Raw genomic sequence first — 20,662 nt, 5'->3', positions numbered from 1 at the left:
GGGAGCAACGTCATCGGCGATAAGGCTTACGGTTCGCAAGCCATCAGAGAGTACATTACTTCTCGGGAGGGAAGTTACACTATCCCGCCGAAGAGCGATAATCCCGAACCGTGGTTTATAGATGAGCATGTTTACAAGGAACGACACTTGGTTGAATGTTTCTTTCAGAAAATCAAATGGTTCCGTAGAATTTTCACCCGCTATGACAAACTTGACGCTTCGTTTTTCGCTTTTGTTCTTGTTGCTGCCAGTGTTATTTTATTGAAATAATACAAGCTGAAATGTTTTTTTAAACAAGCCCTAAATGCAAGCTTCTTTTAATTCAGATTTAATGCAACGGGGTACCGGATGTTGCGTTGCATTTACCTTGAAGAATTTCAGCTCAATTCTTTTCGGGCATCGTGCAGTTTTATTCTTGATTTTGGCTTCTTGTGATGCTATTCTATTGTTTAGTTTCATAGTTCGTCATTATTTTCAGAAAGGGGATTTTCTATGATGGAAACTGCACAGAAGCGCTGGTATGAAAAACTGCCCCATCCTTATATCCTGCTGTTCCTGATCGTCGTCGCGGTAGCGATCCTGACGTATTTCCTGCCGCCGGGAGTGTACGACCGCGTCGTCGTGAACGGACGCAAAGTCGTCGATCCCACCACGTATCACGCGGTCGATCCCACGCCGGTGACGCTGATGCAGTTCCTCACGGCCATTCCTCGCGGCATCGTCAACGCCGGCATCGTCGTGGTCATCACGTTCATCTCCGGAGCGATGTTCAACGTGCTGCAGAGCACGGGCGCCATCGAGCACGGCGTCGGCTACGCGGTGAAGCGGATCGGCGTCGGCAACTACAGGAAGCTGATCTGGATCGTCATGTTGATCTTCGGCTTCCTCGGCGCGACCGTCGGCTTCGAGAACAACATCGCCGTCACGCCCATCGCCGTGTTCGTGGCGCTGGCGCTCGGCGGCGACGTGATGGTCGGCGCGGGCATGGCCATCGCCGGCATCGGCATCGGCTTCGCCACGTCGCCGATCAATCCCTACACGGTCGGCACGGCTCACGCCATCGCCCAGCTGCCTATCTATTCGGGCATCGCCTTCCGCTCGCTCTACTGCCTGTGCGCCATCATCCTCACGGGCTTCCACGTCACCAGTTACATGGACAGGATCCGACGCGATCCTTCCAAGAGCCTTGTTCCCGACGCGGACACTTCGGGACTGACGCTGACCAAGCCGATCGAGGAATACGAGCTGACCGCCCGCGACAAGGCCGTGCTCTCGGTGTTCGTGGCCGGCATGGCCTTCACGATCTTCGGCGTGCTCAGATGGAAATGGTACCTGAACGAGATGGCGGGGCTGTTCCTGCTCATCGGCATCGTCGGCGCGTTTGCCGGCGGCATCCGTCCCAACCGGATGGTGGAGCTGATGATCGAGGGGGCCAAGTCGGTCGCCGGCGGCGCGCTGGCCATCGGTGTGGCTCTGGCCATTCAGGTCGTCATGAAGGACGGCAACATCACCGACGCCGTCATCCACGGGCTGGTCGCGCCGCTGCAGGGGCTTGGCATTTACGCCTCCGCCGTGCTGATGTCGGTCGCCCACTGCCTGATCAACTTCCTGATCCCCTCCGGCTCCGGCCAGGCATTGGCGACGATGCCGGTGATGATCCCGCTCTCCGACCTCGTCGGCATGACGCGCCAGGTCTCCGTGATGGCGTTCCAGATCGGCGACGGCGTCACCAACCTGTGCTATCCCACGGTCGGCGGCATGCTGGCCATGCTGGCTCTGACCCGCGTGCCCTTCGACCGCTGGTTCCGTTTCGTGTTCCCGCTGGTCGTCAAGGTGGTGCTGCTCGGCTGGGTCTTCATGTGCGTGGGAATCGCCATCGGCTGGAATTGAACCATGAAAACGCCTGACTTCAAAACCCGCGCCGAAGAACTTGAAAGTGCCGTCGTCGCCTGGCGGCGGCATCTTCATGCTTTTCCCGAGCTCTCCTTCGACGAAGTGAAGACCAGCGATTACATCGCCGCGGCGCTGTCGGAGATGGGCTGCGAGAACGTCGCCGTCGGCACGCGCGGACGGCCCACCGGCGTGATCGCCGACATTGCGGGCGCGCTTCCCGGGCGGCGGGTTGCCCTGCGCGCCGACATCGACGCGCTGCCGGTCGCGGAGGAGACGGGGCTGCCGTTTTCCTCGCAGCGCCCCGGCGTCATGCACGCCTGCGGGCACGACGGCCACATGGCCATGCTGCTGGGGGCGGCGCGGATGCTCTGCGAAGCGAGGACCCAGCTGCGCGGCTCGGTGCGGCTGATCTTCCAGCCCTCGGAAGAATCGGCCGATTTCGTGCAGGGTGCGCGGGCCGTAGTGGAAGACGGGCGCGCGCTCGATGGCGTGGACGCGATCTTCGGCGCGCACCTGTGGAGCCCGCTGCCGTCGGGCGTGCTGGGCTGGCGCGCCGGGCCGATGATGGCCTGTTCCGACTCGTGGACGGTGAAGCTGCGCGGACAGGGCGGGCACGGCGCCTCGCCCCATCAGACGCACGACCCGACCGTGGCGGCGGCGCAGCTGATCTGCGCGCTGCAAACGTTCGTCAGCCGCGAGCTCGACCCGCAAAAGAGCGCCGTGCTCTCCACCGGCGTCATGAAAGCCGGCGGCGCGTTCAACGTCATCCCTTCGGAAGCGGAGCTGACCGGCACGGCCCGTTCTTTCGAGCCGCAGATCAGCCGCGACTGCGAGGCGTTCATCCGCCGCATGGCCGAGAACATCGGCGCGGCCTTCCGCTGCACGGCCGAGCTGGATTACCGCCGCAACCTGCCGCCCACCGTCAACGACGCGGAAATGGCGCGGCTGGGAGCGGAGACCGGCCGCGGGATCTTCGGCGCCGACATGGTGCGCGAAGTGCCGCCGACCATGGGCGGCGAGGATTTCAGTTTCTACCTCGAAAAAATCCCCGGCGCGTTCTTCTTCATCGGCTGCGGCGACGCCGCCAAGGGAACCGACTGGCCGCACCATCACTGCAAGTTCACCATCGACGAATCTCAGCTTTGCAAAGGCGCGGCCTTCGAAGCCGCCTGCGCCTGGGCGTTCCTCAATCAATAGCGCGCATCGCGCACAAAGTCCCCGCTTCCGTTTGGAAGCGGGGACTTTGTGCGTCAATCCTTTTTCATTTCGTTCAGGAACGTCGCGCCGAGGATCAGGGCGCCGCCGGCGAGCTGCAGCGGCGTCATCGACTCGCCGAGGAGCAGCCAGCTCATGAGGACCGCCGAGAGCGGGTCGATATAGCTCAGCGCCGCCGTGGTCTGGGCGGGCAGGCGGCGCAGCGCCGTGAAGTACATCAGATAGGCCAGCCCGGTGTGGATCAGGCACAGCGCCGCCAAGCAGGACCAGCCCGCGCCGTCCAGGCTGGCCAGCGGGGGGCCCCCTTCGACGAGCACGTAGGGGGCGAGAAAAGCCGCCGCGAGCAGCAGCTCGGCGGCGGTGGACTCGTACGGCGTGACGCCGCGCAGGAACTTGTTGGCCATGACCGCGCAGGCGTAGAAGACAGCCGCGCCGACGCCGCAGGCGACGCCGAGCAGGTCGTTTCTCCCCGCGCCGCCGCTGCCGCCCGCGACGCAGGCTAGGCCGCACAGCGAGACGAAGACGCAGACGACCGTACGCTTTTCCAGCTTTTCGCGCAACAGCCACGGCGCAAGACAGAGCATGAACACGGGGGCCAGATAATAACAGACCGTGCCCGTGGCGATCGACGTCCAGCGGAAAGCCTCGAAGAACAAAATCAAGTTCATACCTATAAAAGCTCCGGCTGTGAACAAATATCGGGCGTTGGCACGGATCCTCTTCCACGAGAGTCCATTGCCCACCGTCACGGCCGCGGCGAGCAGGCAAAGGCCGCCGACGGCGGCGCGCCACAGCGAGAGCTGCGCCGATGAAAGCGGAACGCGGCGCGCGAACAGGCCGATCGAGCCGAAGATCAGCATCGCCCCGGCCATGAGCCATTTCATCGAGTTCATCGGAAACACTTCCTTTGGGCAGGATCGCGGAGACAGAAAAAGGCTGTTCCATTATATCAAGCGCACAAGCCGGCCGCACATGTTCCAAAACACGCCGCGAGTCCGCCGTTTTGGACGGAACTGGCGACGCTCTTGAAGTACGTACAGACAAAAGCGCCGCAGGAGATACCGCGGTAGAGCGTCGCATAGCTGATGGAGATCGGGTTTTTCTCTTCTTTCGGGCGGGCAGCGATCTGTTCGGGAGACCACTGCCCGAAGCAGAAAAGTTCCCGTACCCGCTTCAAAGTCTCCCCGTCGTCGAGCTTTCGCCGGGGACAGCAACCTTTCTGCGGGAACGATATGCTCCCTGTGCCGCAAACGAAGAGTAACATCCGGGAAAAGAGTCCCTCTTCAGCTCTCTGGAGATCGTCGATTTATGACGTCCAGGACGGCGTGCGATTTCGGAGATTCCTTCGCCGTTATTGTGAAGCGACATGAGCTTTTCGCGATCGAATGGCGTAAGATGAATATAGGATCTCATAGTTCTCCTCGTAATATGGTTGTTGGCGTAAACATCATTTTACCGGAAACTATGAGCCCTTGCTTATTTTCTTCTCATGGTGCTCTTAGATTGTATATCTAGGCGTGGAACATTTTCCGCGGTTCATTGCAGGAACTGCTCTCTCATTACATGTTGTTTTTTATATTTGAGAAAAAACTCCGAAAAACGCCGCGCGGGTCACTTCCGGCACAGGCAGAACGGGTGCCCGGCCGGGTCGATCATGGTCACGAACCGTTCGCCGCCGAACTGCGCCGCGGCTTTGACCGCGTCCAGCGCTTCGGCTCTTTTCACCGCCTCCGGCAGATCCTCCACCTGAAAGTCGAAGTGCATCTGCTTCTGCTGCTTTCCCTTTTCCTCCGGCCACACGGACGGCGCGTAATCCTCTTCCTCGATGAACAGGAAGACGACGACGCCCGAGCTCCTGACCGCCGGGCGCTCGAACAGCGCGCACTTTTCCCAGCCCAGCAGCTCGGCGTAAAAATTTTGCAGTTCCGTTTCGTCGCCGCAGTCGACCATCACGTTGCCGAGAATCGTTTCCATGATATTGGGCTCCTTCCATTGTCCTCGGTTTTCAGCGGCGGCGGGCGAACAGCGCGTAGCCCGACAGGGAAAGGATGATCACCATCCCGTGGACAAACCGCGTCCAGAGGCCCGTCAGCCCGGCGCTGACGATGCCGGCTTCAATGATGCCGATGACGACGGAGCCAATGAACGAGCCGTAGACCGTTCCCTGTCCGCCGTAGGCCGACGTGCCGCCCACGAAGACGGCCGCAAACACCAGCAGCATATAGCCGTCACCCTGCGTCGGCCACCAGTTGTTCAGTTCCAGCGTCGCCAGCATCCCGGCGAAAGCCGCCAGAAAACCCATCAGCACGAACGCGCCGACGCGCACGCGCGGCACGCGGATACCCATCATCTCCGCCGTCTTGCGGTTGTCGCCGATGAACAACAGCGCCTCGCCGAACGGGCGGCGGTTCAGCAGCAGCCCCAGACAGACGGCCGCCCCCACCGCCCAGAGCGCCTGAGCGGGAACTCCCCACGCGCCCAGACGGCCCGCGAAAACTTGATGCAGCGCCGTACCGCGCACTTGCGCCAGCGGGATCGCCACGCCGTCGGAAAGCAGCAGTGCCAGACCGCGCCACAAAAACTGCGCGCCGATCGTAGCGATGATCGACGGCACGCCCACGACGACGACCAGCAGACCGTTGAGCCAGCCCATCAGAGCGCCCGCCGCCAGCGCAGCGACGAACGCCGCCCACGGATCGATCCCCGCCTTCGCGTAGGCCCAGGCGAAGACGAAGGCCGCGGCCGCCGACACAGACGGAAAACTCATGTCCATCTCGCCCGCCACGATCAGCAGCGTCATGCCCAGCGTTAGAACCGTCGTCACGGGAATGGTGGACATAAAGGAACGATACAGCCGCGCGCTGCCAAACGAAACCGGGCTGGCGAGAGCGAACGCGCCCCACAGCACCAGCAAAAGCAGCGTCACCAGCATCTGGCGGCGGTAATTACGCCAGTTCATCGCCTTCGCCTCCCGTCATCAGACGGCGCATCAGCCCGTCCAGCGATACTGCGGATTTATCCAGCACGACGGCGATTCGCCCGCGCTCCAGCACCGCGAAGCGGTCGGCGGCACGGTAAACGTGCGGCAGCTCGTGGCTGATGAAGATGCAGCTTTTGCCCGCGGCGCGGATGCGCGCCACGAACTGGAGCACCTTCTCCACCTCCGAGACGGCCAGCGCCGTGGTCGGCTCGTCGAGAACGATGATCGAAGCGTCGAAGTACATGGCCCGCGCGATGGCCAGCCCCTGCCGCTCGCCGCCGGAAAGCGTAAGGACGCTGGCGTCGGCGTGCAGCCCCGCGCCCTTCAGGCCAAGAACGTCCGACAGCAGCTTCATCGTCTCCGCCTTCTCGCGCCGCGCGTCGATGAAGCCCAGCCGATTCTTCAGCGGCCGTCCCGCGAAGACGTTGCGCCACAGCGGCTGACGCTCCCCCAGCGACCGTTCCTGATAGACTGTCTCGATCCCCATCGCCCGTGCCTGCGACACCGAATACGCGCGGAAATCGACCGGCCGCCCGTCCACGATCATCTCGCCGCGGTCCGGACGATGGACTCCGGCCAGAATTTTGATCAACGTCGATTTGCCCGCGCCGTTGTCGCCCAGCAGCGCCAAAATCTCGCCCTTTTTCAGCTCCAGATCGACGCCGCGCAGCGCCGACACCGCGCCGAAGGACTTCCACAGCCCGCGCAGCTCCACCGCGTATGATGACGCCATTCCACCGCCTCCGATTCGAAAAAAATTTTCCCCGTCATAAACAAAAAGCGGGGAGAAAAACTCTCCCCGCCGCGAAAAAGCCGCTTTATCGGATGCCGGCGTTCGCCAGCGGCGCGACCGCCGCGATGTTGTCCTGCGAGACGTAGCCGCCGCCCGTGTCCACGTTCAGACCGCCGAACTTGTACTTGGCCGTGTTGACGATCTGCAGCACCGACAGGTAACCCATCAGATAGGGCTGCGCTTCGGAAGTCAGACTCACGTAGCCGCGCTCGATGCCGCTGACCGTCGCCGGAGTGAGGCTGAATCCCGTGGCGTAGATCTCGCCCGGCTTGACGCCCGCCGCCTGCAGGAAGTTGCCCAGCTGTCCCGTCAGTCCGCCGTGATCGACGACGATCGCCCTGCAGTCGGGATGCGAAGCCAGATAGCCCGCCAGTACCGGCGCGCCGAGGGCCGCGTCCTTGTTGATCTCGTCGGAGATTTCGAGGTAGTCCACGGTCAGCCCGGCTTTTTCGAACTCTTCCAGCAACGCGCGAGCGCGGCGGCCGCGGCCTTCGAGACGCTTCAGCCCCCACACGAAGACGCGATCGCCCTGCTTGGCGCCGCCGCGGCGCAGGATCTCGCGCGCCATCTCGGCGCCCTGACGCCAGTTGTCCGTGCCGATGTAGCCGAAGCCACGCGCCTGATACTTGCCCTGCAGACGCGGCAGCGCCGTGTCCACGCAGGTAACGATCATGCCCTTGGCGAACGCCTCGTCGATCAGCGGCTCGTAGGCATCGTCGCCGGGATGTCCCATCACCACGAATCCGGTGGGATTGGCAGCCAGGCCGGTCTTGAAGTTTTCGAGCATCTTTTCCGGGTTCCAGTCCGAATAGACGATCTTGAGCTCGACGCCCAGATCGACGGCCGCCTGCTTGGCGCCGTTGACCACAGTCGTCGCGTACGGCTCGCCGACCGAGCCGCCCGCGTCGAACCACACCGTCATGCCCTTGCCGCTCTGCGCCATCTCCGCCGCGCCGGCCGCACCGGCCAGCACCGCGGCGGCGGCAGCCGCCAGAAACAGTTTTTTCATCCAAAAACAAGCTCCTTTCGTTGATGCAGAATCTTATGATTCCTTATATTTATATACTTTATGAGTCTACATTGGGAGCAAACTTCTGTCAACAGCCCTCTTGGGACACGCTCTCCCCGATCCCGCAGCGCGGATTCTTTTTTCGCGCGAGGATCGGGGAGAGCGTGTTGTTTCGAAAGCGTCCGCCGATTTACGGCTTGAGGCGGTAGATGGTTCTGGGGAAGGGGATGACTTCGCGGATGTGGGGCAGGCCGCAGATCCAGGTGATGGTGCGTTCGAGGCCGATGCCGAAGCCGCTGTGGGGCACGGAGCCGAACTTGCGCAGGTCGAGGTACCAGTCGTAGGCGGCGGGGTCCATCTTCAGCTCTTTCATGCGGGCGACGAGTGTGTCGTAATCGTCTTCGCGCTGCGAACCGCCGATGATCTCGCCGTAGCCTTCGGGCGCGAGCAGGTCGGAGCAGACCACGGTCTCGCCGTTGTCTTCGGGGTTGGCTTTCATGTAAAACGCCTTGGCGTCTCTGGGGTAGTTCTCGACGAAGACGGGGCGGTCGTACTGCCGGGTGAGGACGGTCTCGTCGTCGGCGCCGAGGTCGTCGCCGAATTCGATGTCGCTGTCCAGTTCGTTGAGTTTCTTGACGGCGTCGCGGTAGTCGAGGTGGTAGAACGGGCCGGCGACGACTTTTTCAAGCGGCTCGACGTCGCGTTCGAGCGCGGCCAGCTCTTTTTCGCAATGGGCGAGCACGTTCTTCACCGTGTCGACGACCAGGTCTTCCTGAAGCTGCATGTTCATCTTGTTGTCGTAGAACGCCATTTCCGGCTCGAGCATCCAGAACTCGGTGAGGTGGCGGCGCGTCTTCGACTTTTCGGCGCGGAAGGTGGGTCCGAAGCAGTAGACTTTGCCGAAGGCCATGGCCGCCGCTTCGGCGTAGAGCTGGCCGGTCTGGGCCAGATAGGCTTTCTGGTCGAAGTAGTCGAGCTCGAACAGGCCGTCGGATCCTTCGCCGATGGAGCCGGTGAGGATGGGGCTGTCCATGAGCATGAAGCCGCGGTCGTGGAAGAAGCAGCGCCAGCTCCAGATGATCTCGTTGCGGATCTTCATCAGCGCGTTCTGACGGCTGGAGCGCAGCCAGAGATGGCGCTGATCGAGCAGGAAGTCGATGCCGTGGTCCTTCTTGCCGATGGGGTACTCTTCGCTCGGGTTCTGAAGGATTTTCAGATCCGTCACGGTCAGCTCCACGCCGGAAGGGGCGCGGCTGTCGGCGCGGACGACGCCGGCGACTTCGAGGCTGGCCTCGAGCCAGAGCCCCTTGGCGGCGTCGAACTGTCCGTCGGGGACTTCGCCTTTGACCACCACGCCCTGAACGGTTCCCGAGCCGTCGCGGAGCTGGAGGAAGTGGATCTTTCCCGAACTGCGTTTGTTGTACATCCAGCCTTTCACGCAGACGCTCTCGCCCACGTGCTCTTTCAGATCTTTGACGTATACCCATGGTGCTGCCATTGCCATCAGCCTCCTACGCTGAATATTTTCATTCGCCGTCTATTATCCCACGAAAGGGCGAAAAGATTTCAAAAAAATCGCTCCACTTTATCTTGTATATGATACACTATTGCCTGGCATTTGAGACGCGGTCGGGACATTTTTTCAGGGGGAAAATTTGTCTCTTTTTTTCTTTTTTGCACGCCGAGGGACAAGCGCTGCGGCCCAAAGACGATTTTACGACGTTTGCCGCTTGCGCTCGAAACGCCGTTTTTATGCAGCGGAGTTCTTCCCGTAGGTTTTCTTATGCTTTTTACGGCGGATTCATGAGAGTTCAAAGGAATTTTTCAGGAGGGGTATTTCCATGGCAGAGAAATTGAGACTGGAAGACGTTATTGCGGCTCACTGGTCGGCGCCTCGGCAGATGGCATGGTACGAAGGCGAATGGTGGACCGCGGAGCGCGTGTTCCGTCTTGTGGGGGAAAACGTAAAGCGGCTGCAGGCTGCCGGTTTCGGCGCCGGAGACCGCATCGTGACGATGCTGCCCAACAGTCCGTCGTTTCTGGCGCTGTGCATGGCTGCCTGGGAAATGCGCGGTTCAGTGACCCCGCTCAACGCCCTGGCCGGACCTCAGGCGCTCAGCGCGCTGATCGAGCATTCCATGCCGGCGGTGATCGTTGCCGATCCGGCGTTGAAGGGACATGCCGAGGGGCTCAAAGGGCTGCCGTTCCCGCTCGTGTTTCTCGAAGCCACGGGCCCGCTGCCCGAGTTCAGAGCCGTGCCTTCGCTCAAATCCAGCGAAGACTGCTGCTCGATCTTCTATACCTCCGGCACGACGGGCACGCCCAAGGGCGTGCCGCTCACTCACATGAACATCCTCACCTGCCTGGATCAGGCGCTGAAACAGGTGCTTCCCGACATCGGCGAACAGACCATGCTCAACGTGCTGCCCAACTTTCACACGCTCGGCTGCGTCGTTTCCGGTTTCATGCCCCTGTTTGTCGGCATTCCTCAGGTGATCCGCAGCAGCTTCCTGCCCGTCGAAGGCACCATGCGCGCCATCGACGAAGGCGACGCCACATTGCTGGTGACGGTGCCCACGCTGCTGCACTTCCTTTGCGGCGCCGCCGTCAAGACCGGCTGGAAGCCCCGCCGCGTCAAATACGTGGTCTCCGGCGGCGACCGCCTCGTGCCCTCGCTGCGCGGCCGCATCGCTCAGCTTCTCGGCGGCAAGCCCATCGAGGGGTACGGCCTGACCGAGTGTTCGCCGATCCTCGCAGCGCAGGCGACGGGCGGTTCTCCCGAAGGTTCCGTGGGTCCGCTGCTCGAAGGCATCGAATACCAGTTGCGCGACATCGACGGCTCCCCCGCGACTGGCGACGAAGGCGTGCTCTGGGTCAAAGGCCCCAACGTGGCGTCGGGATACTTCAACGCCCCCCAGATCACGGCCGAGAAATTTCAAGACGGCTGGTTCAACACCGGCGACATGGTGCGCGTCGACGGGAAGCGCAACGTCTTCATCCAGGAACGCGTCAGCGACCTCATCATCGTCGGCGGCTTCAACGTCTACCCGCAGGAAGTCGAAGCCGTGCTCAACGCCAATCCCAAAGTCAGAGAATCGGCCGCCGTCGGCGTGTCGCGCTCGGTTACGGGACAGATCGTGCGCGCCTTCGTCATCCTCAAGGAAGGCGTCACCTGCTCGTCTTCCGAGCTGACGGAATGGTGCCGCGAACGCCTGCCTCACTACAAAGTGCCGCGCAGCATCAAGCTGGTCACCGATCTGCCCCGCAACGCCCTCGGCAAAATCCTGCGCCGCAAGCTGCGCGAAGAATCCCAGAACAGCGGTGACGACTAGGCCGTCTCCACAAATTTTGGGAGCTGTTTTTCTCAGCCGCTCAAGAATGTGGTATGATATTTCCCGTAGAAATTTGCCCCCGCCGATGGCGAGGGGGCTTTCATTTGAGAGAAGCTTTTGCGAAAGGAAGTGTGATCTATGCTGTTGAGTCCCAGCCGCGCGGACTGTATCGTCTTCAGCGTCGACGGCGTTCTCGTCGACGGCGCCGGCATCTCCGCCGCCCTTTCCCGCGCGCTTTCGCTCAGCTGGAGCGAGCTGCTGAAGCGGGAAGCGTCCGAGGCGGTCGACGCGGCGCCCTACCTGCAGGCGGCGCGCCGTCACAACATTTTCGGCAGTCGCGGCGACATAGCCTGGGCGCTTCTGTCCCTGGCCATGAAGAGCGAACGGCAACGTCTCGCCGAGGCGCTGCCTGCCCCGGAACAATGGGAGGCCCGCCTGATCGCCGCCGAAGACGGACACGGCATGGAGGATTTCACGTCCACGATCTCCGCCGCCGACTGCCGCACTATCGTCGCCCTTTACAACGACATCTACTTCGGACCGACCGACGGCAAGGCGCCGTTGCTGGAAGACCTGCCGGAAGGAGCTTGCGTCCTTGAAAGACCGCTTTTTTCGACGCGCTGGGACAAACTGCCGCTTCCCGTGGGCATCTGCACCTCGCGCGATCGAGACGAGCTTGACTGCGCCTTACGAACGCTCGGCTGGCAGGACCTGCCCAAGGAACGCTGCGTCACGTCGGATATCGCCCGCAAACCCGACACTGCCGGGCTCGAGAATCTGTGCAGATCGTTGGGCTGCCGCTGGCCGCTCTATCTCGGCAGTCTTCCCGCCGACCTCGAGCTGATGGAAAGCTTCGGCTGCGGCGATTTCATCTCCGTCGGTACGCAGCTCAACCACAACGTCGTCAAATTCCCAAGCGCCGCCGACGCCCTCAGGGCGATCCTCGGCGTCGTCTAGGCGTCACGCGCCCCCGTCTCCGCGGGGGCGTTCTTATTTTTTAAGCGTCTTCGAGACGCGACCACGGCGGCGCAAAACCGAATCACGCAGCGGAGATAAGGGTTGCGCCGCCATCAAAGGAGAGATCTGTATGGCAAAATACGTTTTCGTCACCGGCGGCGTCGTTTCGTCGCTCGGCAAGGGCATCACCGCGGCCTCATTGGGCATGCTGCTGAAACAGCGCGGCTTGAACGTCGGCATCCTCAAGATGGATCCCTATCTGAACGTGGACGCGGGGACCATGAGCCCGTTCCAGCACGGCGAGGTGTTCGTCACCGACGACGGCGCCGAGACCGACCTCGACCTCGGCCACTACGAACGCTTCATCGACGAAAACCTGAGCGGCGCCAACAGCTGCACTTCCGGCAAGGTCTACCTGTCGGTCATCACCAACGAGCGCCGCGGCGATTACGACGGCCGCACCGTACAGGTCATTCCCCACGTCACCGACGAGATCCTGCGCCGCGTCACCGCGCTCGGCGCCGCGTGCGACGTGCTCATCTCCGAAATCGGCGGCACCGTCGGCGACATCGAGGGGCAGCCCTTTCTCGAAGCCATCCGTCAGCTGCCCGCGCGCGTCGGCAAGGGCAACGTTTTGTACTGCCACGTGACGCTGCTGCCCTACATCGGCGCCTCCGGCGAGCTGAAGACCAAGCCCACCCAGCACAGCGTCAACGAGCTGCGCCGTCTCGGCATCCAGCCCGACGTCATCGTCTGCCGCTCGCCCCTGCCCGTCACGGCGGAGACGCGCGAGAAGATCGCCCTGTTCTGCTCCGTGCCGCCGCAGAACGTCATCGAGGAGCGCGACGCCGACACGATCTACCGCGTGCCGGAGGTACTCCGCGCCCAAAACTTCGACGCTCTCGTGCTGCGTTGTCTCGGTCTCGACGGCGCGAAGGAGCCCGACCTGAGCGACTGGAGCCAGTTCCTGAGGAGGCGCGACGCCGCCGCCCAAACCGTGACCATTGCGCTCGTCGGCAAGTACACCGAGAACAGGGACGCCTATCTGAGCGTCAACGAAGCGCTGTCCCACGCGGCCATCGCCAACGGCGCCGCCGTCACGATCGTTCCCGTCGACTCGGAAACGCTGACGCCCGAAAACGTGGACGAGACGCTGGCCCGCGCCGACGGCATCCTCGTGCCCGGCGGCTTCGGCGCCCGCGGCATCCCCGGCAAGATCCTCGCCGCCCGCTTCGCCCGCGTGCACGACGTGCCTTACCTCGGCATCTGTCTGGGCATGCAGGTCGCCGCCATCGAGTTCGCCCGCGGCGTGCTGGGCCTCGCCGAAGCCGACAGCTGCGAGTTCAACCCCGACACTCCCGATCCCGTGATCCACCTTATGGAGACTCAAAAGGGCGTCGCCGTGCGGGGCGGCACCATGCGCCTCGGCGCGTATCCCTGCGATCTCGTCGCCGGTTCCAAGGCGCGGGACGAAATCTATCGCGTCGCCGCCGTCAGCGAACGCCACCGTCACCGCTTCGAGTTCAACGAGCGCTATCGCGCCCGTTACGAAGCCGCCGGCATGAAAGTGGCCGGCGTCTGTCCAAGCGGCGGACAGGTGGAGATCATGGAGAACGTCGATTGCCGCTGGTTCGTGGGCGTGCAGTTCCACCCCGAGTTCAAATCCCGCCCCGTCCGTCCCCATCCGCTGTTCGCGTCCTTCATCGCCGCGGCGATGAAAAAACAGCCCGCCGCGGAGTGAGCGCGCCAGGCGAAAAAATATCCAGCCTGCGCGTACGCGAAGGCTGGATATTTTGTATCGAAAGATTTTCGGGCGGCACAGCTCAAGCATCCATGCCGAAGGCATAGCTGGTCATCGAAATGGCGGCCAGCGTGCGCACGGCGTTGAACGCGCAAGGCTTTTCGCCGGCCGACGCGCCCAGCGCGTAAAGCAGCGGCAGGAAGTGATCGGGCGACGGAACGGCGTAGGCCGCGTCCTCGTGCCGCCTGTAGTCGATCACGGCGTCGTCACGTCGCGCCTCCACCTGCGCGCGGATCCACTCGTCGAAAGCGTCCGCCTCGGGCGTTCCGGCGGGGTTGTCCCAGTCCACGCGGCGCAGATTGTGCACCACGTTGCCGCTGGCGAGGATCAGATAGCCCTCATCGCGCAGGAAGGCCAGCTTTTTGCCGGCTTCGTAGGACGCCGATGCGTCCAGAAAGCGGTTCACGCTCAGCTGCACCACCGGCACGTCGGCTTCGGGGAACACGTGCACCAGCACCGACCACACGCCGTGGTCGACGCCCCAGCTGTCGTCGACGCGCGCGTCGAGCCCCGGCGCGGCCAGCACGCGGGCGCTCAGCCCCGCGTCGCCGCGGACGGGGTACTTCAGCTCGTACAATTCTTTCGGAAAGCCCGTCATGTCGTAGACCTGACGCGGCTCGGGATCGGTCTGCACGAACGTGCGCGCGTTGTACCAATGGGCGGAGACCGCCAGGATCGCTTTCGGCCGGCCGAATCCGGCGACGATCCGCTCCCCCAGCGCGCGGAAGCGGCGCGTCAGCTCGTTGTCGGCCAGCGCGATCATCGGATCGCCGTGACCGAGGAAAACCGCGGGCATTCGTTTCATGTGAATGACTCCTTCAAATGAATTCCATTCGAATTTTGGACCTGCCCGGATCATAGCCCGCCGCGGGCAGCCTTACAAGAAAATTTTTCAAACGCTTCTGGACCGGCCGGCGTTCAGATTCCCTGTCCATGAACATGTTGCGGCAAAATTGCCTGACATGTTATTATAAGCATACATTTTATCCAGAGAGAAGCGAACGCGAATGAAAAAAATATGCATGTATTTATGCGAGGCAATGGCGGACTGGGAGCACGGTTATGCGCTGCAGGGGCTGTCGCTGCAGAAGATGCTGCCCGAGAAAAAATACGAACTTCTCACCGTTTCGAATTCAAAAAATCCCGTTCATACCGCAGGCAGACTGACGATCGTCCCAGACGCCGCGCTGAAAGAGATCGACGGAAACAGCGTCTCCGCCTTGCTGCTGATCGGCGGAGACGCGTGGCTGAAAGAAGAACAAAAAGAAGCGCTCGATCTAGCGGCCGCTCTGGTCGAAAAAAACGCCGTAGTCGCGGCGATCTGCGGCGCGACATTGGGATTGGCCGAGCGGGGGATCCTGAACGACAGGGAGCATACCAGCAACTCGCCGTCCTTCCTGAGCGGACTGGCTAAGAATTACGGCGGCCTGGCTCATTACAGGCACGTCCCGGCCGTTTGCGACGGGAATCTGATAACGGCCGGCTCGGCAGGCTCCCTGCTCTGGGCAAGATATATCATCGAACGGTTGGCCCTCTATTCGCCAGCGACCGTAAGCGCGTGGTACGACTATTTTTCTACCGGAGAACCCGAATACTTCGCCGCGTTGATGAAGTCTTTCGAAAGGTAACCTCCGTTCCGCCGATCAACAACCGTATGACGTGCGAGCGGCCGCTCGTTTTTATTCGCGCGGCGGCGCGGAAGTTTTTCAATCCAGCTCCAGCACGCGGCGCAGTTCGGCCACGTCGCCGCTGGCGAACTGCCAGGCGTCCATGCCGCAGTCGACGGCCCCCTGCACGTTCCATGGCAGGTCGTCGATGAAGAGGCAGTCGGCCGGGTCCAGGCCGTAGCGCTCGAAAAAAAGCCGATAGATCCATTTCTGCGGCTTGACGCACCGTTCCGGCGCGGAGAAGACGACGCCGTCGTACAGATCCGGGCAGGGTAGCACGCGCCGCCAGCACTGCGTCAGGCGCATCCCCGCGTTGGAAAGCACGTAGACGTTCTGGCCGCGCGCTTTGACGGCTTTGACCACTTCTTCCATGCCGGGCTTGGGCCACAGGTTGTAATCCTCCCAGTGCTCGAAGCTTTTCCGCGCGATCTCTCGCACGGCGTCGGAGCTGAGGCGGCGCAGCGTGTACCGCAGCGCCGTGTCCTCGTCGATGAGCCCCGCATCGAGCATCTGCCACTCGCAGGAGCAGTACAGCACGTAACGGATCTCCTTGATCACGGCCTCGTCGTCCGTGAACCGCGCGATGGCGCGGCGCGAGTCGTACTCGGACAGCACGTGTCCCATGTCGAAAACGATGTTGCGGTATTCCCTGGCGGGCCTCATGGTCTTCCTCCGAATCTTTCTGCACAATGCGCTCTCATACCGGTTGGGGAAGTTTTTGCGCAATGACGCTGCATTTTTCGCTTCTATTGTGATACTTTACGGCGCGGAAATCAATATACTTGATTCAGTTCGGGGAACATCATCCGCGAAGGGGGCTTTTTTATGATCGCTCAGAAATTCTGGAACGAAACGCACCGCCGCGACCTGCTGGATTTTTACGTCGCGACCGTGAAAACGCGCAGCTATTCCGATCAGGAGGGCGAACTGGCGCAGAAACTCCTCGCCAAAATGAAGGAACTGGGGTATGATGAGGCCTACGTCGACGCCGCGGGCAACGTTTGCGGCCGCGTCGGCTGCGGCGGCAGGGTGATCCACTTCGATTCGCACATGGACACCGTGCTGGCCGAGAACGCAGACGAATGGAAGCATCCGCCCTTTGCCGGCGAGATCGAGGACGGCATGCTCTACGGCCGCGGCGCCGTGGACATGAAAGGCGGCCTGACCGCGTCGATCTGCGCGGCGGGAGCGGCGAAAAAGCTCGACCTGCTCGAAGGCAAGACCGTCTGGGTGACAGGCTCCGTCTGCGAGGAGTACTGCGACGGCGTCTGCCTCGAACATTTTTACCGCGACAGCGGCGTCAGGCCCGACTTCTGCGTGATCTGCGAGCCGTCCGACAACGTGATCACGCTCGGGCACACCGGCAAAGTGCAGGCGCGCCTCGTCACGCACGGCGTTTCGGCGCACGGCTCGGCGCCCGAAAAGGGCGTCAACGCCGTCTACGAGATGGCGGAGATCATCCAGCGCGTCGAAGCCCTCAACGCCGCACTGCGCGAGAACGGCGGTGGCACCATCGTGCTGTCGCACATCTCCTGCCAGACGGCGTCGTTGAACGCCGTGCCCGACCGCTGCGAGATCTATCTCGACCGGCGCCTGCGCCTCGGCGAGACCACCGCGCAGGTCGCGACGGAACTGGCGGCGCTGGCCGCCGGCAAACGAGCTTCCGTCGAACCCGGCACGCTGATCCACACCAGCTGGAACGGAGCGCGGCTCGTCTATCGGCCCGAGCACGATCCCTGGAAGATCGGCGAGAACCACCCGCTCACGCTCGCCTGTAACGCCGCGTATGAAAAGACGTTCGGCGAAGCGCCCGCCCGCTACGACTTCTGGGATTTTGGCACCAACGCCGTCGTTCCCGTGGCGATGGGCGTGCCCACGATCGGCTTCGGTCCCGGCGAATACAAACTGGCGCACATGACCGACGAACGCTGCGCTCTCGCAAAAGTCGAAGAGGCGTGCTGCTTCTATACCCATCTGATCGAGACGCTCTGAAAAAGGGCGCGAGGATGTTCATTCAAGGAGGAACGAAAATGGAGGCACTGTTCAAGGCGGTTCATTACGAGCGCGGCGCCGGCGCCGCGGCGGCGGAACAATTCGGTCCGGCTCAGGCCGAGAAGGTGCGCGCCTTCCACCGCAGCTTTCCCGAGTACGCCCCCACGCCGCTGGCCGACCTGCCGCATCTGGCGCGCGAACTGGGGATCGCTTCGCTGCACGTCAAAGATGAAAGCTACCGCTTCGGCCTCAACGCTTTCAAAGTGCTCGGCGGCAGCTACTGCCTCGGCCGCTGCGTCGCCGAACGGCTCGGGCTCGATCCCGATTCGCTGACCTTCGCGGAGCTGACCAGCCCCGAAGTGCTGGCGAAGATCGACGGCTCCACCTTCGTCACCGCCACCGACGGCAACCACGGCCGCGGCGTGGCCTGGACGGCCGCCAAGCTGAAACAGCGTTGCGTCGTTTACATGCCCAAGGGCAGCGCCGCCGAGCGCCTCGAGAACATCCGCAGGACAGGCGCCGACGCGTCGATTACGGAATTCAATTACAACGATACCGTGGCGCTGGCCCGCGATACCGCCGCGAAGAACGGCTGGACGCTGGTGCAGGACACTTCCTGGCCGGGCTACGAGGAGATCCCTCTGCGGATCATGCAGGGCTATCTGACCATGACGCTGGAGACGGCGGAGCAGCTGGGCGGCAAAAAGCCCACGCACGTGTTCCTGCAGGCCGGCGTCGGTTCCATGCCGGCCGCGGCGGCGGCGTTCTTCGCCAATCTGTACGGCGCGGAACGCCCGATCGTCACCATCGTCGAGTCGAATCAGGCCGACTGCATCTACCGCACCGCCGCGGCGCGGGACGGCAAGATCCATGCCGTAAACGGCGACATGCGCACGATCATGGCCGGGCTGGCCTGCGGCGTGCCGGGCATGACGGCCTGGGAGCTGCTGCGGCGCTGCGCCGACAACTTCGTCTCCATGCCCGACTACCCGGCCGCGCAGGGTATGCGCATCCTCGGCGCGCCGCTGCCCGGCGATCCGCGCGTGATCTCCGGCGAAAGCGGCGCTTCCGCCTTCGGCCTGGTGACCGAGGTCCTGCGCAGCCCCGGGCTGAAATGGCTCAAGGAGCAGCTGCGCCTCGACGAAAACTCGCGCGTGCTCTGCTTTTCCACCGAAGGCGCTACCGACCGCGCCAACTACCGCCGCATCGTCTGGGACGGCGCGTTTGCGCGGAACCGTTCGGTTTCTTGATCGATAAGGTTAAATCGAAAACCTGTACGACCGGGCTGCGGCGAAGGGAAAAGTCTTTCGCCGCAGCCCGGTTTGTATCCGCCACGTTTTTATCGTTGACTTCATCGGAAGCTCCCGCTAAAATTTAATTAAGCAGACACTTAATTAAAGGAGCGTGCAAAATGGATCATCTGGTTCTTTTCAAAGCGCTTGCGGATGGGACGCGCCTGAAAATCGTCAGGCTGCTGCTCGAACATCGCCGTTGCGTACGCGCGCTGGCCCGCGAGCTGGATCTTTCCGAAGCCGCCGTATCCCAGCATCTGAAAGTGCTGCGGGAGGCCGGCATCGTCATCGGACAGAGGCGGGGATATTTTATGCATTACGACGTCGATCGTCGGACCCTTCAAGATCTGGCCCGGGAAATCGGAGACCTGGCCGCCGCCGTCGAACGGACGTGCCCGCCCGACGAACGGAACCGCCAAAACGCGGGCGCTCGTTGTCGATCGGACTTTTCAACTGCCGGCGAGCGCGAGACGAAGGAGGAGAGACAATGAAAAAGCCCGGCATTCTGCTCAGGCTGCTGCTCGTCTTCATGAAAGTCGGTTTTTTCACGTTTGGCGGCGGCTATGCCATGATCTCTCTGATTGAACATCTCTGCGTCGAGCGGGAAGGCTGGATCACTCACGACGAGATGATGAACGTCGTCGTCATCGCCGAGTCGACGCCCGGACCGATCGCCATCAACTGCGCCACCTTCGTCGGTTACCGCCAGGCCGGTCTGAGCGGCGCGCTGGCGGCGACGCTGGGAATCGTGCTGCCGTCTTTTGCGGTGATCTATCTCATCGCCTCCCGCTTCGACCGCTTTCTCGCGATAAAAGCCGTGTCGTCCGCGTTTCGGGGCATCAAGCTGTCTGTCGGCCTTCTTGTTTTGGACGCGGGGATCCGCATGGTCCGGAAGATGCCGAAAAAGGCGCGCCCCCGCCTGTTCATGGCCGGCGCGTTCTTAACCATGGGAGCGTCGGAAATTTTCGCGCTGAAAATTTCTTCGATCGCGCTCCTGTCGTGCGCCGCTCTGCTGAGCCTCGCGCTGTTTTCAGCGGGAAACCTTCTCCGCGCCGGGAGAGAAGAAAAATGATCCTTGCCGATCTGCTGTGCGCTTTTCTCAAGGTGGGCTTTTTCGCTTTCGGCGGCGCCTACGGAGCCATCCCTCTCATCCGCGACGTCGTTCTGTCTTACGGCTGGCTCAGCGAGGAGCGACTGAGCTACTGGATCGCCGTCAGCGAAAGCACGCCCGGCCCCATTATGGTCAATCTGGCGACCTGCGTCGGCAGCCAACAGGCCGGCATTCCGGGAGCGCTTGTCGCCACTGCCGCCGTCGTGCTGCCGTCTTTCGTCATGATCCTGCTGGTCATGGGCTTCTTCAGCGCCGCGTTCCGCAACCGACGTTTCCAGGCCGTCCTATCCGGCCTGAAACCGGCCGTGATCGGCGTCGTCCTCGCGGCCGGCGTCAGCATGACCGTTCATAACTGCCTGCACAAGGAGGCGGGCGGAGCCGACGTAAAGGCCATGGCTCTTTCGGCCCTTTTGGCGGCAGCGTTTTTCTTCCCCATCCTGCCGCATCGGCGGAGAATATCGCCGATCGCTCTGATCATTCTGTCAGCCTTCCTCGGCATCGCCGCATACGGATCCTGACACCGATTTTCAATTACGGCTTTCAACTGAAAATCAACGTCAGTATCGCATGCGCAAAAAAATCCCCTGCAGTCGCCAGGCTGCAGGGGATTTTTCGACGAG

Annotated in this window: 22 protein-coding genes; 12 read left to right on the top strand and 10 right to left on the bottom strand. The window is 62.3% G+C overall.

The annotated features are described in order from the left end of the window. The 3 genes from D7D26_RS07395 to D7D26_RS07385 form a co-directional block, all read left to right on the top strand. Window positions 1–270, top strand: a 270-nt coding sequence (locus D7D26_RS07395; RefSeq protein WP_147413033.1) for a transposase, incomplete at its 5' end; no start/stop codon positions are given. 225 nt (window positions 271–495) lie between these two features. After that, a complete protein-coding gene (locus D7D26_RS07390) occupies window positions 496–1,890 on the top strand; it encodes a YfcC family protein (protein WP_120372624.1) in 1,395 nt (464 codons plus the stop codon). A 3-nt stretch (window positions 1,891–1,893) separates the two neighbouring features. Then, window positions 1,894–3,090: a M20 metallopeptidase family protein gene (locus D7D26_RS07385; protein WP_120372623.1), complete on the top strand. Its 1,197-nt coding sequence runs from the start codon at window positions 1,894–1,896 to the stop codon at window positions 3,088–3,090. A gap of 53 nt (window positions 3,091–3,143) precedes the next feature. Here D7D26_RS07385 and D7D26_RS07380 read toward each other — a convergent pair whose 3' ends face one another. The 8 genes from D7D26_RS07380 to asnS form a co-directional block, all read right to left on the bottom strand. Then, window positions 3,144–4,001 (bottom strand): DMT family transporter, encoded by an 858-nt coding sequence (locus D7D26_RS07380; RefSeq protein WP_120372622.1) that lies wholly within the window; start codon window positions 3,999–4,001, stop codon window positions 3,144–3,146. Window positions 4,002–4,057: 56 nt separating this feature from the next. Then, window positions 4,058–4,285, bottom strand: coding sequence for a helix-turn-helix domain-containing protein (locus D7D26_RS07375; protein ID WP_120372621.1), 228 nt, complete (start codon window positions 4,283–4,285; stop codon window positions 4,058–4,060). After that, window positions 4,282–4,476 (bottom strand): helix-turn-helix domain-containing protein, encoded by a 195-nt coding sequence (locus D7D26_RS12920; protein WP_446737516.1) that lies wholly within the window; start codon window positions 4,474–4,476, stop codon window positions 4,282–4,284. The genes D7D26_RS07375 and D7D26_RS12920 overlap by 4 nt, the downstream gene beginning before the upstream one ends. 243 nt (window positions 4,477–4,719) lie before the next feature. Continuing rightward, window positions 4,720–5,082, bottom strand: a complete 363-nt coding sequence (locus D7D26_RS07365) for a VOC family protein (RefSeq protein WP_120372619.1) — start codon at window positions 5,080–5,082, stop codon at window positions 4,720–4,722. Window positions 5,083–5,113: 31 nt separating this feature from the next. After that, window positions 5,114–6,067, bottom strand: coding sequence for an ABC transporter permease (locus tag D7D26_RS07360; protein WP_120372618.1), 954 nt, complete (start codon window positions 6,065–6,067; stop codon window positions 5,114–5,116). Further along, window positions 6,054–6,821, bottom strand: coding sequence for an ATP-binding cassette domain-containing protein (locus D7D26_RS07355; RefSeq protein ID WP_120372617.1), 768 nt, complete (start codon window positions 6,819–6,821; stop codon window positions 6,054–6,056). Before D7D26_RS07355 ends, D7D26_RS07360 begins: the two co-directional genes overlap by 14 nt. Before the next feature lie 85 nt (window positions 6,822–6,906). Beyond that, a complete protein-coding gene (locus D7D26_RS07350) occupies window positions 6,907–7,890 on the bottom strand; it encodes a sugar ABC transporter substrate-binding protein (protein WP_120372616.1) in 984 nt (327 codons plus the stop codon). A gap of 190 nt (window positions 7,891–8,080) precedes the next feature. Beyond that, window positions 8,081–9,388, bottom strand: a complete 1,308-nt coding sequence (gene asnS, locus D7D26_RS07345; RefSeq protein ID WP_120372615.1) for an asparagine--tRNA ligase — start codon at window positions 9,386–9,388, stop codon at window positions 8,081–8,083. A 343-nt stretch (window positions 9,389–9,731) separates the two neighbouring features. On the opposite strand from asnS, the gene D7D26_RS07340 reads away from it, so the two are divergent. The 3 genes from D7D26_RS07340 (at window position 9,732) to D7D26_RS07330 (ending at window position 13,920) form a co-directional block, all read left to right on the top strand. After that, window positions 9,732–11,222 (top strand): AMP-binding protein, encoded by a 1,491-nt coding sequence (locus D7D26_RS07340; protein WP_120372614.1) that lies wholly within the window; start codon window positions 9,732–9,734, stop codon window positions 11,220–11,222. A gap of 138 nt (window positions 11,223–11,360) precedes the next feature. Next, window positions 11,361–12,179 carry an HAD family hydrolase gene (locus D7D26_RS07335; RefSeq protein WP_120372613.1) on the top strand — a complete coding sequence of 273 codons (819 nt, stop codon included), beginning with the start codon at window positions 11,361–11,363 and terminating at the stop codon, window positions 12,177–12,179. A 130-nt stretch (window positions 12,180–12,309) separates the two neighbouring features. After that, complete coding sequence (locus D7D26_RS07330; protein WP_120372612.1) at window positions 12,310–13,920, top strand: CTP synthase; 1,611 nt, start codon at window positions 12,310–12,312, stop codon at window positions 13,918–13,920. Between the two features lie 82 nt (window positions 13,921–14,002). Here D7D26_RS07330 and ygiD read toward each other — a convergent pair whose 3' ends face one another. Further along, window positions 14,003–14,785, bottom strand: a complete 783-nt coding sequence (gene ygiD, locus D7D26_RS07325; protein WP_120372611.1) for a 4,5-DOPA-extradiol-dioxygenase — start codon at window positions 14,783–14,785, stop codon at window positions 14,003–14,005. Window positions 14,786–14,987: 202 nt separating this feature from the next. Between ygiD and D7D26_RS07320 the strand changes: the two genes are divergently transcribed. Beyond that, a complete protein-coding gene (locus D7D26_RS07320) occupies window positions 14,988–15,608 on the top strand; it encodes a DJ-1/PfpI family protein (RefSeq protein ID WP_120372610.1) in 621 nt (206 codons plus the stop codon). A 78-nt stretch (window positions 15,609–15,686) separates the two neighbouring features. Here D7D26_RS07320 and D7D26_RS07315 read toward each other — a convergent pair whose 3' ends face one another. Then, window positions 15,687–16,310, bottom strand: a complete 624-nt coding sequence (locus tag D7D26_RS07315) for an HAD family hydrolase (protein ID WP_120372609.1) — start codon at window positions 16,308–16,310, stop codon at window positions 15,687–15,689. Window positions 16,311–16,472: 162 nt separating this feature from the next. On the opposite strand from D7D26_RS07315, the gene D7D26_RS07310 reads away from it, so the two are divergent. From D7D26_RS07310 to D7D26_RS07290, 5 genes are all read left to right on the top strand, one after another. After that, entirely contained in the window at window positions 16,473–17,639 is a 1,167-nt protein-coding gene (locus D7D26_RS07310; RefSeq protein WP_120372608.1) for a YgeY family selenium metabolism-linked hydrolase, read from the top strand. Window positions 17,640–17,677: 38 nt separating this feature from the next. Further along, on the top strand, window positions 17,678–18,889 hold the full coding sequence (gene dpaL / locus D7D26_RS07305) for a diaminopropionate ammonia-lyase (protein ID WP_120372607.1): 1,212 nt from the start codon (window positions 17,678–17,680) through the stop codon (window positions 18,887–18,889). Window positions 18,890–19,050: 161 nt separating this feature from the next. Further along, complete coding sequence (locus D7D26_RS07300) at window positions 19,051–19,422, top strand: ArsR/SmtB family transcription factor (RefSeq protein ID WP_120372606.1); 372 nt, start codon at window positions 19,051–19,053, stop codon at window positions 19,420–19,422. Continuing rightward, complete coding sequence (locus tag D7D26_RS07295; protein ID WP_120372605.1) at window positions 19,419–20,003, top strand: chromate transporter; 585 nt, start codon at window positions 19,419–19,421, stop codon at window positions 20,001–20,003. Before D7D26_RS07300 ends, D7D26_RS07295 begins: the two co-directional genes overlap by 4 nt. After that, the gene (locus tag D7D26_RS07290; protein WP_120372604.1) at window positions 20,000–20,560 is read left to right on the top strand and encodes a chromate transporter; all 561 of its coding nucleotides are present in this window, start codon (window positions 20,000–20,002) and stop codon (window positions 20,558–20,560) included. The genes D7D26_RS07295 and D7D26_RS07290 overlap by 4 nt, the downstream gene beginning before the upstream one ends. The last annotated feature ends 102 nt before the right edge of the window (window positions 20,561–20,662 follow it).

It is taken from the genome of Pyramidobacter sp. CG50-2, from assembly GCF_003612005.1.
Taxonomy (GTDB): domain Bacteria; phylum Synergistota; class Synergistia; order Synergistales; family Dethiosulfovibrionaceae; genus Pyramidobacter.
The sequence above is the reverse complement of the archived record's forward strand: the minus strand, read 5'-3'. Positions and strand labels throughout refer to the sequence as shown.